Here is a 15,162-nt window from a genome sequence, read left to right on the forward strand (position 1 = left end):
ACTCCATGCCGCAGACCACCGCGACCACAGCGACCTCACTCCTCCGTTGGGTCTCCGACGACCGCATCAGCAGCGTCTACCAGCACTACGTGGTGGAAGACTCCGAGCGGTGCATCGCCCTCTGGCAGCCGGCGGGAACCGTCGGCAGAGTGGCCGTCGGGCGACGCGGAGGGCCGCGCGGGCGCAACATGCTGCCCGGTGGCTGGGGCGGCGGCTACGAGGAGCACGTCTGGACGGGCGACGGCGTGCTGCGCGTGCACGTTCCAGGGCAGCCGTGGTCGATGTGGCGCTGGCTCACCCCGGACGGGTGGACGGAGCACGCGTACGTGAACCTGGAGTCGCCGTGGGGGCGCACGCCGCTCGGGTTCGACACCGCCGACTGGATCCTGGATGTGATCGCAGAGCCGGACGGCAGCCACAGCCTCAAGGACGAGGACGAACTCGCCTGGGCGGAGCAGACGGGGAAGTTCGACGCCGCCAGGATCGCCGCGGTCGAAGACGCACGACGGCGGGCGGTGGCGGCGGTCGAAGCGCAGGCGTTCCCGCTGTCGGTGGACTGGGACACCTGGGCCCCGCTGCCCGGAGAACCGCTGCCGCTCGCGTCCGGCTGGGAGAGAGTGGGAGCCTAGCTCTCCGGCAGCGGCTCCTTCGGGAGCTTGCGGACCTTGGTGCGGCGACGGCGACGCTCGGGGATCATCGAGCGCATCTCCTCCAGCTTGCCGAAGCAGAGGAGACGGTCGCCCGCCTCCAGCTCGACGTCTCCGCGCGGGTTCGGGATGACGGTCGCTCCGCGGTGCAGGGTGAGCACGGTGATGTCGCGCTCGCCGAGGCCGGAGTCGCGCATCCGCTTGCCGACGAGGTCGGCGTTGCCGTGCACGACCAGCTCGGCCACGCCGTATCCGGTGGAGACGCTGAGGCGCTGACGCACGTCGATCTCGGGGAACGCGACCTGGTTGTCGATGAAGTCGATGATCGCACCGGCCACATCCAGCCCGGTCGCCGTCTCGATGCCCTCCAGCCCGGGGGAGGAGTTGACCTCCATGACCAGAGGGCCGTCGTTGCCCTCCAGCATGTCGACGCCGGCGACGCGGAGGCCCATGATCTGGGCGGAGCGCACGGCGGCCTGCTCGTACTCCGGCGACAGCTCCACCGGCTCGACGGAGCCGCCGCGGTGCACGTTGGAGCGGAACTCGTCGCCGTTCGCCCTGCGGCGCATCGCGGCGACGACGCGGTCGCCGACGACCAGCGCCCGGATGTCGCGGCCGCGGCTCTCCGAGATGAAGCTCTGGATCAGCACGTTCTGCTTCGTCGAGTGCAGCGTCTCGATGATGGCCTCCGCGATCTTCACCTCGGGGGCGAGGATGACGCCGATGCCCTGCGTTCCCTCCAGCAGCTTGATGACGACGGGCGCTCCTCCCACCTTCTCGATGGCGAGGCGCACGTCGGCGCGGCTGTGCACGAACGCCGTCGCCGGCATCCCGATGTTGTGGCGGGACAGGATCTGCGTCGCCCGGAGCTTGTCGCGGGAGTTGGTGATGCCGTTCGCGGTGTTGGGTGTGTACACATCCATCTGCTCGAACTGGCGCACGACGGCCGTGCCGAAGTACGTGATCGAGTTGCCGATGCGCGGCAGGATCGCGTCGTAGTCGGACAGCAGCTTGCCCCGGTACTGCAGGTCGGGCTCGTCGCCGGACAGGTCGATGGCGAAGCGCAGCGTATCCAGCACCTTCACCCTGTGCCCCCGTTGCAGCGCGGCCGCTCGGAGCCGCTGAGTGGAGTACGCCTGCGGGGCGCGCGAAAGGAGCGCGAGTTTCATCGGGGGTGTCCTGCCAAGATGGTGGGTGTGAAAGACGACCTCCATTCAAGCACCATCGTGGGCTGGCGCGAATGGGTGAGCCTGCCCGATGTCGGCGTGCCCTGGATCAAAGCCAAGCTCGACACCGGCGCGCGCAGCTCGGCGCTGCACGCCTTCGACATCGAGGACGACGGCGACACGGTCCGCTTCCGGGTGCGGCCGTGGCAGAGGTCGGAGGACGACGTGGTCACGGTGGAGTGCCCCGTGCACGACCGCCGCACCGTCCGCAGCTCGTCCGGGCACGCGGAGGAGCGCATCGTCGTGCTGGTGGACGTGTACCTGTTCGGGCGCACCATCACGGCGGAGACCACGCTCAGCAACCGCGACCAGATGGGCTTCCGGATGTTGATCGGCCGGGAGGCGCTGCGTCAGGGCTTCGTCGTCGACCCCGGCAAGTCGTTCCTGGCCGGGCGTGCGCCGCGGGTGGTGCGGCGGCGCAACCGCGGGCGGGAGTAGGAGCGGAACTCAGGAGAGCGCGCTGAGCGTGCGCGCGATCGCGACGCTGCGCGCGGCGACCTCGTCCGGGCTGCCGACGGCGCCGGCGTCCGCCCACTCGCGGAGGGCGATGCGGATGCTGCCGATGCAGGTGACGACGACGAGCTCGGCCTGGGCCTCGGCGGAGACGGGACCGTCCGCATCCACCAGACCCTCGCGCAGCATCAGGTCGGCGATGGAGCCGACCAGGCCGGAGCGCAGGTCGTCGAGGCGGCGCATCCTGCTCTGGATGAGACCGGGGTTGCGGGAGGCGATGAGCATCCTGGCCGCGTGCAGGTCGGGGTCGGTGGCTGTGGGGAGGCCCCGGATCAGCGTGGTGACGACGCACTCGACGATGCTGCCCGCGTAGACGCGTTCGAGGTGTTCCGCGACGAGGGCGGCGTCGCCCCAGGAGTGGCGGAAGCCGAGGAGCGCGTCCTCCTTGCAGTCGAAGTAGTTGAAGAACGTGCGGTGCGAGACGGGGACGGCCGCGCAGATCTCGTCGATGGTGACGTCGTCGGTGTCGCGGTCGAGGGTGAGCGTCACGGCGGCGCGCTCGAGGCTGGCGCGTGTCTGCGCCTTCTTGCGCTCGCGGAGGCCGGGCTCGGCGGCCGGTGCTGGAGTTTGCATATTGAGAAATTTTGCAGCAATGCAGAGAATTAGTTGATTTCGGTCACCTAATTATATATCGTTGCTCCTCGTCAACCAATTACGAAGGAAAAACATGTCACGCTCTCTCACCCGAGAGGAAGAGGCGCCGTCGGCGTCCATGTCACACCGGCAGGTGCTCGAAGCGCTGTCCGGCCTGCTGCTCGGGATGTTCGTCTCGATCCTCGCCGGAACCGTCGTCTCGTCGTCGCTGCCCCGCATCATCTCCGAACTCGGCGGCGACCAGTCCGCCTTCACCTGGGTCGTCACCAGCACGCTGCTCGCGACCACGGTGTCCACGCCCATCTGGGGCAAGCTCGCCGACCTGCTCAACCGCAAGCTGCTCATCCAGCTCGCCCTCGGCCTGTTCGTGCTCGGCTCCGCGCTCGCCGGGTTCTCGCAGAACCCCGAGATGCTGATCACATTCCGTGTCGTGCAGGGTCTCGGCGCCGGCGGTCTGACCGCCCTCAGCCAGATCATCATGGCCGACATCATCAGCCCGCGTGACCGCGGTCGCTACATGGGCCTGTTCGGCGCGATCATGGCCGTCGGCACCATCGGAGGACCACTGATCGGCGGTCTGCTCACCGACTCGATCGGCTGGCGCTGGAACTTCTTCGTCGGCGTGCCCGTCGCGATCCTCGCCATCATCCTGCTGCAGCTCACGCTGCGCCTGCCGAAGCGCCCGAAGGGCAAGGTCAAGATCGACTACCTCGGCGCCGTGCTCATCGCCGGTGGCGTCTCGCTGCTGCTGATCTGGGTCAGCATGGCCGGCACGCAGTTCGACTGGTGGAGCTGGACGACCGCGTGGATGGTCGGCGCCTCCGTGCTGATGCTCGTCGCTGCGGTCATCACCGAGCTCCTGGTCAAGGAGCCGATCATCCCGCTGTCCCTGTTCAAGAACCGCACGTTCACCCTCGCGGTGATCGCATCCATCTCGGTGGGTGTCGCGATGTTCGGGACGTCGGTGTTCCTCAGCCAGTACATGCAGCTCGCCCGCGGTGCGACGCCGACGGAGTCCGGTCTGCTGACGCTGCCGATGATCGGCGGCCTGCTGATCTCGTCCATGGTCGTCGGAAACCTGATCAGCCGCTTCGGCAAATGGAAGCCGTACATGATCGTCGGTTCGATCATGCTCACGATCGGCCTCTACCTGATGAGCACGATCGAGTACGACACCAACTACGTCATCGTCTCGATCTACATGTTCATCCTCGGCGCCGGCGTCGGCATGGTGATGCAGAACCTCGTGCTGATCGTGCAGAACACGGTCGACCCGTCGCAGCTCGGCGTCGCCAGCTCGTCCGTGGCGTTCTTCCGCAGTCTCGGCGGCACGGTCGGCGTCTCGGTGATGGGCAGCGTGCTCGGCTCCAAGGTGGTCACGATGCTCGGCGAGCGCCAGCACGACCTGCAGGTCGCGATCGGCAAGCTGGGCGCTGCGGGCGCCGAGGTGGCGAAGTCGCTGCAGAGCGGCACGCTGCCGGAGGTCAACAAGCTCCCCGTCGGTGTGCGCACGATCATCGAGTCCGTCTACGGCCAGGCCGTCGCAGACATCTTCCTCATCGCGGTGCCGCTCGCGGTCATCACGATCATCGCCATCCTGTTCCTGCCGAACATCAAGCTCGGCACGCAGACGGCGCTCGAGAAGATGCGAGAGCGTACAGGTCACAACGGGGCGGAAGAGGCCGAAGAGACCGCGATCGAGGTCGCGGAGGCCATGATCGGCGCCCCGGTCACCGGCTCGGTCGGCGCGGTGCGTCCGCCGTCCGAACGCTCGGAGGAACAGCGCTAGCCGGTCGGTTATGATCGCGGCCATGAGCAACGCGGAACGGGTGGTGGCGCCGAGCGGCGCCGCCACCCGCGAGAACGACGAGGCCATCGCCTCCGTCGAGGAGCAGTTCACCGTCCTCTTCAACAAGGTGAGCGCCGGGATGCGCGACCGGGCGGCCGGCGTGCATCCCGACCTGCAGCCGGTCGGCTTCAAACTCCTCAGCACCCTTGCCAGGACGGGACCGGTCCACGCCGGCGCCCTCGCCGGGATGCTGTCCACCGACAAGAGCGTCGTCAGCCGCCAGGTGCGCATCCTGGAAGACCTCGGACTGGTCGAGAGACGCAGCGACCCGGAGGACAGGCGGGCCAGCTATCTGGTCGCCACCACGGAGGCGATCGAGAAGGTCAACGAAGTGCGCGCGAGCGACCAGCGGGTGTTCTACAGCAACCTGCGGAAATGGGATCGCGGAGACGTGGAGCAGCTCGCATCCCTGCTGGCCCGGGTGAACGGGACGGGGCGGTAGTCAGCTGCAGAGGGAGACGCCGGCGGACGTGAGGATGACGGAGCGGTTCTGCTCTGCGAGGGCGTCCGAGTACTTTCCCGCCGCGTCCGTCTCGCTCTTCCAGCCGCACCAGTCGTAGCCGACTCCGGCCGTGGTGAGCATGCTGGGGGAGACGCCGAGTTTCACCAGGGCGGCTTTGACGGCGTCGGCGCGCTTCAGTGACAGGGCCGTGTCCGCGGTGTTGTCGGTCGCCTGGTCCTTGGATGCTGTGCCCGTGACGGTGATCGGCTGACCGTTCTGCTCGATCGACGGCACCAGCTCGCCGAGGACGGACTGGGCTTTCGCCTGGTCGGAGAACGTGGCCGTGTCCTTCGTGAAGAGGAGGTCGCTGTTGCGGATGACGATGGGCTTCGTCCAGTCCGTCTTGGTCTGGACGGCCTCGACGGGCACGGCCGAGACGGCGGGGAGCCCGGAACGGGCGGCGCCGGATGCCGGCTCCGGCAGCAGGGACAGGGTGCCCCCCGCCGCCTTCACGATCGCGGTCCAGATGGCGGTGAGGTTGCTCCTGGCCGGGATGGTCAGTGGGGTCTGTGCTCCCGCCACGTCGCCCATCCCGGACCAGTAGACGGTGACGCCCTTGAGGTCGGTGGGGAGCAGGCCGCGGGAGGTCAGGTCGCTGACGACCTGGGCCGGGTCTGCGTAGAGGACGCCGCTCGTGGAGAAGTTCAGCGGGTCGGTGGTCTGCAGGCCGCTGCCGATCACGAGGACGCCCATCGGGTGGGAGCCGAGGTTGCGGGCGGCCTGGTCGATGGAGGCGAGGAAGTCGACCTCGGGGGATGCGGAGGCGAGGCCGTTGATGTACGAGGTGATCTGGGTGAGCTTGGTGCGCTGGTCGTTCTGGCAGACGACGGCATCCTGAGCCGTCGAGCCGATCACCGTCGTGCCCATCACCTGCGGGGTGCCGGAGGGGACGACCACCGTCACGCTGCCGTTGCTGGCGCCGACCGCCTTCAACTGGTCGACGGCGGAGGCGGGGAGGTTCGTGACGGGGGCGTTCGCGGTGCTCCCGGCGACGACGCCCATGTTGCGCTTCTGCGACTGGTCGCAGGCCGCGCCGGATGCGGTGGCCGATGCGCAGGCGGTCATGGTGGCGCCCAGGGCGATGGCGGCCGCGATGGCGACGAAGGCCTTGGCGAGAGGTCGGGAGGTCAACGGTCGTCCTTTCGGGAGACGTTCGGGAGGAGGGGGCTCAGTCGGTCAGCCGACCGGGCTGGGCACCCTGGCCGAGCTCGGGGTCGCTGAGCCGTCTGGCGCGCAGCTCGCGGATGATCTGGCTGGTGCTCTCCGGGTCGCGCTCGTGCTGGGCGAGCCGGGTTGCGAGCTGGGCGCGGAGCACGTCGACGCGCGAGGCGAAGGTGATCCTGGCGCCGGTGTATCTGGCGCCGTCCGCGGCGGCCAGGTGCATGGCCTGGGCGGTCTCCTCGCGGGCGGCGACGGCCTCGCCGAGCAGGCGGTCGCGGTAGCGGCGCAGCTCGTCCACGTGCGCGTGCGCCTTCTCGGAGGCGCTGAGCAGCGGGCGGGTGGTGAGCCACGCCACGATGAAGCTGATCGCTCCGGAGGTGGCGAGCACGCCGAGCATGAGGAACGCCATGATCGTGTCGGGTGCCGTCCAGGAGAAGCCGGTCGCGGCCGGTGCCGCGGAGCCTCCGACGAGGCCGGTCAGGCCGCCGGCGTTCTGCGCGTCGATGCCCGCCTTGATCCTGGCGACGGTGATGGCGGTGAGCAGTGCCACCCAGATCAGGGACATCAGCACGGCGGCGATCGACCAGCGCCTGTCCATGACCCTGGCCTGGATGCGCCGCATGACGACGGCGACGACGTGCGGCAGGGTGACGACGGCGAGCGAGATGCCCAGCGTGATCACGTACATCTGCAGCCCGATCGAGCCGTACTGGCTGTCGTTGCGCAACAGCAGGGTGAGCGCCTGCGACAGCAGCACGTAGTCGACCGTGATCATCCCGAGCAGCAGCAGGTAGACGAGCACGTGCGCGAAGCGCGACATGTGCCCGACGCGGGGACGGATGCGCGGCGGTCTCTCGACGATGTCTCTGGCCATGATGTGTCTCCTCTCCGTCTCAGGCGTAGTTGTGCAGGTCGGGGTCGTGGCCGAGCAGGCGCGCATCCAGTCGCTCGGCGGCGACCTCGGCGCGCTTCAGCTGGTGCTCGGTGCGCTCGATGGAGCCGCGGATCAGCTCCTCGCGCTTCTGCGACGCGGTGACGCGGGCGGCGCAGGCGGCCAGGTTGCGGGTGCGCTGCCGCTCGATCTCCGCGACGCCGCCGCGCTCGAACGCGGCGAGCTCGTGCTCGAACACCTCCAGCGTCTCGACGTCGACGGCGGCGCGCATCCTGCGCAGGCGCCAGAACAGCCGGCGGCGGAGGCGGCCGGTCTTCGGAACGGAGTAGTCGGCGGGCTGCCGGTCACGCTTTGACATCGTTTCTCCCCTGCCAGAGTTCGAGAAGCCGGGTGTTCTCTTTCGTGGTGAGCCACTCGGAGCGCCGAAGGACCGGCGCCCTGTCGAGCCCCCTGTCCGGTGCGAGCTCCCTGCGGTACGCGCCCCAGTAGACGGCGAGCTTCTCGTCCGCGTGGTCGTAGTAGCGGTTGGTGCGCAGCTTCGCGGCCGTGAACCGCGAGTGGATGAGGGCGGAGAGCTCGTCGACGCGGCGCTTGCCGCGCTTGATGCGCCGCTCCAGCCTGCGCAGCTCTTCGAAGCCGGGGCCGGTGCCGTTGGCGATGAACTCGCGGTCGTCGAGCCGGACGTCGCCGGTGAGCGCGTCGTAGTCGGCGAGGTCGGTGTCGAGCGCCCTCGACAGCACGCGGTACTCGGTGAGTTCGCGGTCGATCCTCGCGAAGAAGCGCTGCTCCTCGCGCCGGGCGTATCCGTCGGCGTGGGCCTGCATCGCCTGGACGTGCGGGGTGGTCGGCTCGCCGGAGTCCGCATCCCTTGCCGGGCCGGAGGCGGTGGTCGCCGCATCCTGCCTGGCCTGCTCGATCAGGCGGCGACGGGCGAAGAAGCCGACGCGGAACGGCCGCCGATCGGCGCGCGGCGCAGGCAGCGACCGTGTCGTCATGCGTTTCCCCTCCGTACGTGAAGCCGGCAGTGCGGCGGACCTCGAAGGTTACGCAGGCTGTCTGGCAAGGAACTAGGGGAATGTCGTATGCCAGCCGAGAGCGCCGGGGCGGGCGGATGATCCGTCCGCCCCGGCGCTCGGTGGGGTGGCGCCTGTTTCGGCTACTTGGCGAGGAAGGCCAGCAGGGCGGCGTTCACCTCGTCGGCGTGGGTCCAGAGCAGGCCGTGCGGGGCGCCCTCGATCTCGACGTACTCCGCGTCGGGGAGCGCTGCGGTGAACCGGCGTCCTGTGGCGTCGATCGGCAGGATGCGGTCCGCCGTGCCCTGCAGGATGAGAGCTGGCACGTCGACCTTCGCGATGTCCGCGCGGAAATCGGTGAACCAGGTGAGCGGAGCAGCACTGGATGCGACGGCGCCGCTTCCGGCCGCGACGGCCCAGCTGTTGCGCACGGCCTCCTCGCTGATGCGGCTGCCGAGGTTCTCGTCCAGGTTGTAGAAGTCGTTGTAGAAGGCGGTGAAGTACGCGTAGCGGTCGGCCTTCACCGCGTCGACGATGCCCTGGAAGAACTCGAGCGGAGCCGCGCCGTCCGGGTTCTCGTCCGTCTTCAGCAGGTACGGCTCCAGCGGTGCGAGGAACGCGGCCTTGCTGACCCGCTCCGAGCCGTGAGTGCCGAGGTACCTGCCCACTTCACCGGTGCCCATCGAGAATCCGACGAGGACCGCATCCCGGACGTCGAGCGTCTCGAGGACGGTGGCGAGGTCGGAGGTGAAGGTGTCGTAGTCGTATCCGGTAGCCGGCTGGCTCGACTGGCCGAAGCCGCGGCGGTCGTAGGTGATCACGCGATAGCCGGCGTCCAGGAGGGCGGCGGACTGCTTCTCCCAGGAGTGGCCGTCCAGCGGGAAGCCGTGGATGAGGACGACGGGCCGGCCCGTCCCGTGGTCTTCGTAGTAGAGCTCGATGGGGGTGCTGTTCTCTTCGCCGACGGTGATGAACGCCATGTCCGTATCCCTTTTCGTGTGTGCTGTTCGCCGAGAACGGTCGTTCTCGGCTGCTGTTGACGATCATATGAGAACGATGGTTCTCGCGCAAGCTATACTTCTGGGTATGACCGGAGAAGCTGTGCGGGACCGCATCGTCGATGCGGCGGACGACCTCTACTACGCGCGCGGCATCACGGCCGTCGGCATGGACGAGATCCGCGACACGGCTGGCGTGTCGCTCAGGAAGCTGTACCTGGAGTTCCCGTCGAAGGACGACCTCGTGCTCGCCGTGCTCGACAGGAGACACCGGATGTGGACGGACGGCGTCGCAGGCAGGGTCGCCACCGTCGACGGCCCGGAGGAGAAGCTCCTCGCCATCTACGACTACCTGGCGGACTGGTTCGCCGACGACTCGTTCCGCGGCTGCGGTTTCATCAACGCGTTCGGGGAGCTCGGCGGCGGGCATCCGGATGTCGTCGCGGCGGCCAGGAAGCACAAGCAGTCGTTCCAGGAGTACGTCGCCCGGCTCGTCGAGGAGGCCGGGGCGTCCCCGTCGCTCGCTCCCCAGCTCGCGATCCTCGCCGAGGGCGCGCAGACCACAGCGGCCATCGCGGGCACGGCGGACGCCGCAGAGCAGGCGAGGGACGCCGCGCGCATCCTGGTGCGCGCGGCCAGGAGCGCCGACCGCGGCTGACCGCGCCATTGCGGCCGATGCGCGCGGAGGAACATACTGAGCGCATCCGGTCGGGGAGGAACACCCCGCAGAGTCGGGAGCCGCACATGAAGAAGTGGTCGGTCGTCATCGTCCTGGGAAGCGCTCAGTTCGTGATGGTGCTCGACGGCACCGTGATGAACGTCTCCATCTCGACCGTCGTGGCCGACCTGGACACCACGGTCGCGGCGATGCAGGCCGCTATCACCTTCTACACGCTGACGATGGCGGCGTTCATGCTGCTCGGCGCGAAGCTCGGCGACGTCTGGGGCAGGCGCAGGGCGTTCGTGATCGGCTCGTGCGTGTACGCGCTGGGGTCACTGCTGACCGCGGTGAGCCCGAACATCGAGACGCTGTTCCTCGGCTGGTCCGTGATCGAGGGGCTGGGGGCCGTGCTGGTCATCCCGGCCATCGCCGCCCTGATCGCCGACAACTACCGCGGGCACGACAGGATCACGGCGTACGCGATCATCGGAGCCGTCTCCGGTGCGGCCGTCGCCGCCGGGCCGCTGATCGGCGGGTACGTCACCACCTACCTCGACTGGCGATACGTGTTCTTCTCCGAGGTGGTCATCATGGCGATCGTCGTGCTCTTCAGCAGGGTGGTGCGCGACGCGACGGGACGCACGAAGTCGAGGATCGACGTGTGGAGCGTGCTGCTGTCGGCGTTCGGCCTGGTGTTCGTGGTCTACGGGATGCTGCAGAGCAAGACCTGGGGGTGGCTCATCCCGCTGCACTCCCCGGTGATCGGCGGCGTGCCGATCAACCCGTTCGGGATCTCGCTGACGGCCTGGTTCATGTTGATCGGCGGCGTGCTGCTGTTCCTGTTCGCGCGAAGGCAGCGGAAACTGGCCGACTCCGGCAGATCGCCGCTCGTGCACATCGAGATGTTCGGCATCCGGCAGTTGCGCAGCGGCCTCAGCGTGCTCGGCGCGCAGTACGCGGTCACGGCCGGGCTGTTCTTCATGGTGCCGGTCTACCTGCAGATGACGCTGGGGCTGGATGCGCTCTCCACGGGGCTCAAGATCTTCCCGCTCTCCATCGCGCTCATCTTGTTCTCCGTGCTCGGCACGATGCTGTCCCGGTTCTGGTCGCCGAGGCGGATCGTGCGGGTGGGGCAGGTGATCCTGGTGGTCAGCTCGCTCATCCTGCTCGGTGCGGTCACCGCCGACCTGCGGAGCTGGCTGTTCGGCATCGGGATGTTCCTGGCCGGCGGGGCGCTCGGGCTCTTGGCCTCCCAGCTCGGCAACGTGAACATGTCCAGTGTCGGCGAGAAGCAGTCCAGCGAGGTCGGCGGCCTGCAGGGCGTGTTCCAGAACCTGGGCTCGTCGCTCGGCACGGCGCTGATCGGCTCGATCCTGATCGGCGCGCTCGCCACGTCGTTCGCCTCGGGGGTGTCCAGCAGCAGCCTGCCCGACAGTGTGCAGTCGACCGTGCAGGAGCGGACGAACGGCGGCGTCGACATCGTCCCGGCGGACAGCGTGCAGAAGATCGGGGAGGACGCAGGGCTGTCGGAGAGCGACGCGAAGACGCTGGAGTCGATCTACCGGGAGTCGCAGCTCTCGTCGCTCAGGATCTCGATCTTCGGCCTCATCGTGATCTCGGTCGGCTCCCTCGCGCTGTCGCGCGGCATCCCGACGCAGGTGCTGGGGCGCAAGCGGGAAGAGGAGACCGAGAAGACGGTCAGCTGAACGCCTGCATCCCGAGCACGCCGAGCAGGGCGAGCTTCTCCGCGCCATCGGTGCGCGGGGGAGCGGTGAGGACGAGCAGACACTGCGACTGGTCCTCGGTGAACAGCACCTGGCAGTCCAGCTCGATCGGGCCGAGCTCCGGATGCACCAAGGTCTTGTGGTCCTCGAACCGGTTGGCGACCTCGTGCCTGTCCCACAGCTCGGCGAACTCCGCGCTCTCCCGCTGCAGGGCGCGCACCAGCTCGCCCGCCTGCGAGGCGGAGCCCATCGCGCCGTACGCGACCCGCAGCGAGGCGACCTGTGCGCGGCTCTGCCTGTCCCTGTCGTCCTCCGGGTACCGGATGCGCTCGGTCTCCGGATGCACGAACCAGCGGTACGCCTCGAACCGTTCGATGCCGGTGAAGCCGGAGCGGTCGCCGAGCAGCGCGGCCGACATGCCGTTCTGCACCAGGGTCTCCCCGAGGTTGGACAGGATCAGGGCGGGGGTGTCGTCGAGCCGGTCGAGCACGCGGAGCAGAGCGGGGGCGACGTGCGCCGCCCCGGCGAACCGGTCGGGCGGGTTGTGGCCTGCCGCGCGGAACAGGTAGTCGCGTTCGTCGCCGCTCAGGCGGAGGGCGCGGGCGAGGGAGCCGAGCATCTGCTCGCTCGGCTGCGGGCCGCGCTGCTGCTCGAGCCTGGTGTAGTAGTCGGCGGACATGTTCGCCAGCTGGGCCACCTCCTCGCGCCGCAGGCCGGGCGCGCGGCGGCGGGCGCCGGACGCGAGGCCGACGTCGGAGGGCTGCAACTCCTCCCGGCGTCTGCGGAGGAAATCGGCGAGGTCTGCGCGGTCCATGTGTCCATCATCCGTCGTCCAGCCGTGGCGAGCCAGGGATCGCGGATCCCCCGATAACCGCTCTCTGCCGGGAGGCGCGCAGCCCCCGGACACTCGAAGCATGAACATCACAGGAAACACCGTCTTCATCCCCGGCGCGACCAGCGGGATCGGCCTCGCCATCGCCGTCGCCCTGCACGCGAAGGGCAACACCGTCATCGTCGGCGGCCGCCGGGCAGAACTGCTCGAACGGATCGCGGACGAGCACCCGGGCATCCACACCGTGCGGATCGACACGGCCGACCCGGAGAGCATCCGGTCGGCGTCCGCAGCGGTGATCGCCGCGCATCCCGACCTCAACGTGCTGATCGCGATGGCCGGGATCATGCGGGTGGAGGACTGGCACTCGGCAGCAGGATTCCTGGCGTCCGCCGAGGCCACCGTCGTCACCAACCTGCTCGGCCCGATCCGGCTGATCGCCGCGTTCACCGAGCACCTGCAGAGCAGGCAGGATGCGACCATCGTCACCGTCTCGTCCGGTCTGGCGTTCGCCCCGCTCGCCGTGACGCCGAGCTACAACGCGACCAAGGCGGCCATCCACCAGCTGAGCGAGAGCATCCGGCTGCAGCTGGCCGACACGAGCGTGCGCGTCGTCGAGCTGGTGCCACCCGCGGTGCGCACCGGGCTGCTGCCCGGCCAGGAGGAGAGCGAGGTGGCGATGCCGCTCGACGCGTTCGTCTCCGAGGTCATGGAGCTGCTGGAGACGCAGCCGGATGCGCGGGAGATCCTGGTCGACCGGGTGAAGTTCCTGCGCTACGGCGAGGCGCGCGGCGACTACGAGACAGTGGTGGCTGCGCTCAACGCGAGCGACCCGCACGGGAAGGCGCCGGTCGCGGCGAACTAGGCGCGCTCGACGGCGAGGCCGAGCCAGGCGGCGAGGTCGGCGATCTCGGCGTCGACCGCATCCCGCGTCTCCGGGGTGAACGGGGTGTCCTCGTGCACGGCGGCGACGCGGAGCACGCCCGCCTTCCTGTCCGCGGTGGCGTCGAGCTTGCCGACCAGGCGGTCGCCGTGCAGGATCGGCAGCGCGAAGTAGCCCCAGCGGCGCTTCGCGGCCGGCTTGTACATCTCCAGCAGGTACTCGAACTCGAAGACCTCCAGCGTGCGCACCCTGTCGTGGATGAGCCTGTCGAACGGCGAAAGCAGCGCGGTACGGCCGGAGAACGCGCGGACGGGGCCGGCGTCGAGGGCGTCCAGCGCATCCGGATCGGCCCGCCACGGCCTGCTGCTGCCCTCGATCTCGACCGGCACGCCCGCTTCGCCGACCATCGCGGCGCGGGCGATGCCCTGCGAGCGCAGGCGACGCGCATCCCGGATGCGTGCGGCCTCCTCCTCGGGGACGACCTCGATGCCGGATGGATAGACGCGCTCCGCCAGGTCCCAGGTGCGCTGCTTGCCGATGCGGCCTGCGGTGGCGATCTCGCCCCGGGCGGAGAGGAACTCGAGCATCCTGGTCACGTTCTGGCCGTGCGTCCAGCCGCTGGACTCCCACGGCACGGTCGCCGTATCCGGGATGTCGCGGGAGAGCAGAGGGCCGTCGGCGCGCAGCCGGGCGAGCACATCCAGGCGGAACTGCGCGTTCGCCTCCAGCCAGGCGTGCACGCCGCTTCCCTCGCGCGGCCACCTGGCCATCGCGTCGAGGTGCAGGCCGAGGGCGGAGGTGGGGCGGAGCATGGCGATGGGCGGGGTGCTCTGGTCGTCCTGCGCCTTCTGCTCGAACAGGGTGCGGTCGGTCTCGACCGCCTGGCGCAGCTGCTCCGGCCGGAAGGCGGAGCCGAGACGGGTCCAGGCGATCAGCTCTGCGCTCGGTGCGATGGCCGCCGTCGGGTCGAGTTGCAGCAGGGTGAGTTGCTCGACCAGCGGGATCAGTTCGGTGGGCCGGTCGGCGTCGAGGCGCTGCGCGGTCACCGCGATCCTGCGCGCCTCTGCACGGCTCAGCCCGGTGGACGGCATCAGGCCTGGTGTCCCGCGTCCGCCAGTTCCTCGACGATGTGCTCGAACAGCGCGGAGGAGATGAGGTGTCGCCGGAGTGCTGTGCCCGCGACCTCCATCGGTCCTCCTCCGCCCTGGCCGAGCGGCAGGCCGTCGAGGGGGACTGGAGGGATCTCACGCAGCCGCGCCACCAGCTCGGCCTCGTCGAGCCGCCCTGCGCCGTATGCCTCGAACAGGCGGCCTGCGTACGCTCCGCCGTCGCGGAGAGCGGTGATCTTGGCCCCCACCTCGTTGAGGTAGCCGAGCTCCCGCCACTGCAGGATGTTCGCGTGCGCCTTCCGCGCGGCGTTCGCGACGGCGGACTTGGCCTGGGCGGGCGGCGTGGACAGCGGCACGCGCGCACGGAACGCGGCGAGAGGGAGGTCGCTGAAGCGGACGAGGAATCGGGCGGCGTCGTGCTCGACGGAGACGGTGTCCGCGTCGGCGTGCATGGGGGACTGGAGCGCTGACGCTACAGCGTCGTACAGCGCCCTCGCCTTGGCATTCGCGACGCCATTCCTGGAGCCGGCGCGACTTTCCATCCACCAAGGTTAACGC

Annotated in this window: 17 protein-coding genes; 7 read left to right on the forward strand and 10 right to left on the reverse strand. The window is 69.3% G+C overall.

Features of this window, described 5'->3' with window-relative positions; all coding sequences use genetic code 11:
• Window positions 1-5: 5 nt before the first annotated feature.
• The gene (locus HF024_RS06000; RefSeq protein ID WP_168688973.1) at window positions 6-629 is read left to right on the forward strand and encodes a DUF402 domain-containing protein; all 624 of its coding nucleotides are present in this window, start codon (window positions 6-8) and stop codon (window positions 627-629) included.
• Here HF024_RS06000 and rimK read toward each other — a convergent pair.
• Window positions 626-1,816, reverse strand: coding sequence for a 30S ribosomal protein S6--L-glutamate ligase (gene rimK / locus HF024_RS06005; RefSeq protein ID WP_085370756.1), 1,191 nt, complete (start codon window positions 1,814-1,816; stop codon window positions 626-628). The genes HF024_RS06000 and rimK overlap by 4 nt on opposite strands.
• Before the next feature lie 18 nt (window positions 1,817-1,834).
• On the opposite strand from rimK, the gene HF024_RS06010 reads away from it, so the two are divergent.
• Entirely contained in the window at window positions 1,835-2,311 is a 477-nt protein-coding gene (locus HF024_RS06010) for a RimK/LysX family protein (protein ID WP_168688974.1), read from the forward strand.
• A 9-nt stretch (window positions 2,312-2,320) separates the two neighbouring features.
• Here HF024_RS06010 and HF024_RS06015 read toward each other — a convergent pair whose 3' ends face one another.
• On the reverse strand, window positions 2,321-2,959 hold the full coding sequence (locus tag HF024_RS06015) for a TetR/AcrR family transcriptional regulator (protein WP_168688975.1): 639 nt from the start codon (window positions 2,957-2,959) through the stop codon (window positions 2,321-2,323).
• 139 nt (window positions 2,960-3,098) lie between these two features.
• Between HF024_RS06015 and HF024_RS06020 the strand changes: the two genes are divergently transcribed.
• Together HF024_RS06020 and HF024_RS06025 are read left to right on the forward strand one after the other, a co-directional pair.
• Entirely contained in the window at window positions 3,099-4,769 is a 1,671-nt protein-coding gene (locus HF024_RS06020; RefSeq protein WP_085370792.1) for an MDR family MFS transporter, read from the forward strand.
• Between the two features lie 22 nt (window positions 4,770-4,791).
• A complete protein-coding gene (locus tag HF024_RS06025; protein WP_247597323.1) occupies window positions 4,792-5,271 on the forward strand; it encodes a MarR family winged helix-turn-helix transcriptional regulator in 480 nt (159 codons plus the stop codon).
• On the opposite strand, the gene HF024_RS06030 is transcribed toward HF024_RS06025, so the two are convergent.
• The 5 genes from HF024_RS06030 to HF024_RS06050 all read right to left on the reverse strand — a co-directional run bounded on the left by HF024_RS06030 (window position 5,272) and on the right by HF024_RS06050 (window position 9,377).
• Window positions 5,272-6,462, reverse strand: coding sequence for an OmpA family protein (locus HF024_RS06030; protein ID WP_247597324.1), 1,191 nt, complete (start codon window positions 6,460-6,462; stop codon window positions 5,272-5,274). It abuts the gene before it with no gap.
• 37 nt (window positions 6,463-6,499) lie between these two features.
• A complete protein-coding gene (locus tag HF024_RS06035; protein WP_085370760.1) occupies window positions 6,500-7,366 on the reverse strand; it encodes a hypothetical protein in 867 nt (288 codons plus the stop codon).
• A 19-nt stretch (window positions 7,367-7,385) separates the two neighbouring features.
• Entirely contained in the window at window positions 7,386-7,742 is a 357-nt protein-coding gene (locus tag HF024_RS06040; protein ID WP_168688976.1) for a hypothetical protein, read from the reverse strand.
• The gene (locus HF024_RS06045; protein WP_085370762.1) at window positions 7,729-8,379 is read right to left on the reverse strand and encodes a hypothetical protein; all 651 of its coding nucleotides are present in this window, start codon (window positions 8,377-8,379) and stop codon (window positions 7,729-7,731) included. The genes HF024_RS06040 and HF024_RS06045 overlap by 14 nt, the downstream gene beginning before the upstream one ends.
• A 161-nt stretch (window positions 8,380-8,540) precedes the next feature.
• Window positions 8,541-9,377, reverse strand: a complete 837-nt coding sequence (locus tag HF024_RS06050; RefSeq protein ID WP_085370763.1) for an alpha/beta hydrolase — start codon at window positions 9,375-9,377, stop codon at window positions 8,541-8,543.
• Between the two features lie 106 nt (window positions 9,378-9,483).
• Between HF024_RS06050 and HF024_RS06055 the strand changes: the two genes are divergently transcribed.
• Window positions 9,484-10,053, forward strand: coding sequence for a TetR/AcrR family transcriptional regulator (locus tag HF024_RS06055; protein WP_168688977.1), 570 nt, complete (start codon window positions 9,484-9,486; stop codon window positions 10,051-10,053).
• A gap of 86 nt (window positions 10,054-10,139) precedes the next feature.
• Window positions 10,140-11,762 (forward strand): MFS transporter, encoded by a 1,623-nt coding sequence (locus tag HF024_RS06060; protein ID WP_168688978.1) that lies wholly within the window; start codon window positions 10,140-10,142, stop codon window positions 11,760-11,762.
• Here the strand turns inward: HF024_RS06060 and HF024_RS06065 are convergent.
• Window positions 11,755-12,594, reverse strand: coding sequence for a helix-turn-helix transcriptional regulator (locus HF024_RS06065; RefSeq protein WP_168688979.1), 840 nt, complete (start codon window positions 12,592-12,594; stop codon window positions 11,755-11,757). The two genes, HF024_RS06060 and HF024_RS06065, sit on opposite strands and share 8 nt — an antisense overlap.
• Window positions 12,595-12,694: 100 nt before the next feature.
• Here HF024_RS06065 and HF024_RS06070 point away from each other — a divergent pair, with 100 nt between their 5' ends.
• Window positions 12,695-13,477, forward strand: coding sequence for an SDR family NAD(P)-dependent oxidoreductase (locus HF024_RS06070; RefSeq protein ID WP_168688980.1), 783 nt, complete (start codon window positions 12,695-12,697; stop codon window positions 13,475-13,477).
• On the opposite strand, the gene HF024_RS06075 is transcribed toward HF024_RS06070, so the two are convergent.
• Both HF024_RS06075 and HF024_RS06080 read right to left on the reverse strand, forming a co-directional pair.
• Window positions 13,474-14,586, reverse strand: coding sequence for a crosslink repair DNA glycosylase YcaQ family protein (locus HF024_RS06075; RefSeq protein WP_168688981.1), 1,113 nt, complete (start codon window positions 14,584-14,586; stop codon window positions 13,474-13,476). The two genes, HF024_RS06070 and HF024_RS06075, sit on opposite strands and share 4 nt — an antisense overlap.
• Entirely contained in the window at window positions 14,586-15,146 is a 561-nt protein-coding gene (locus HF024_RS06080; RefSeq protein WP_143466012.1) for a hypothetical protein, read from the reverse strand. The genes HF024_RS06075 and HF024_RS06080 overlap by 1 nt, the downstream gene beginning before the upstream one ends.
• Window positions 15,147-15,162 lie beyond the last annotated feature (16 nt).

It is taken from the genome of Leifsonia sp. PS1209 (genome assembly GCF_012317045.1).
Lineage (GTDB): Bacteria > Actinomycetota > Actinomycetes > Actinomycetales > Microbacteriaceae > Leifsonia.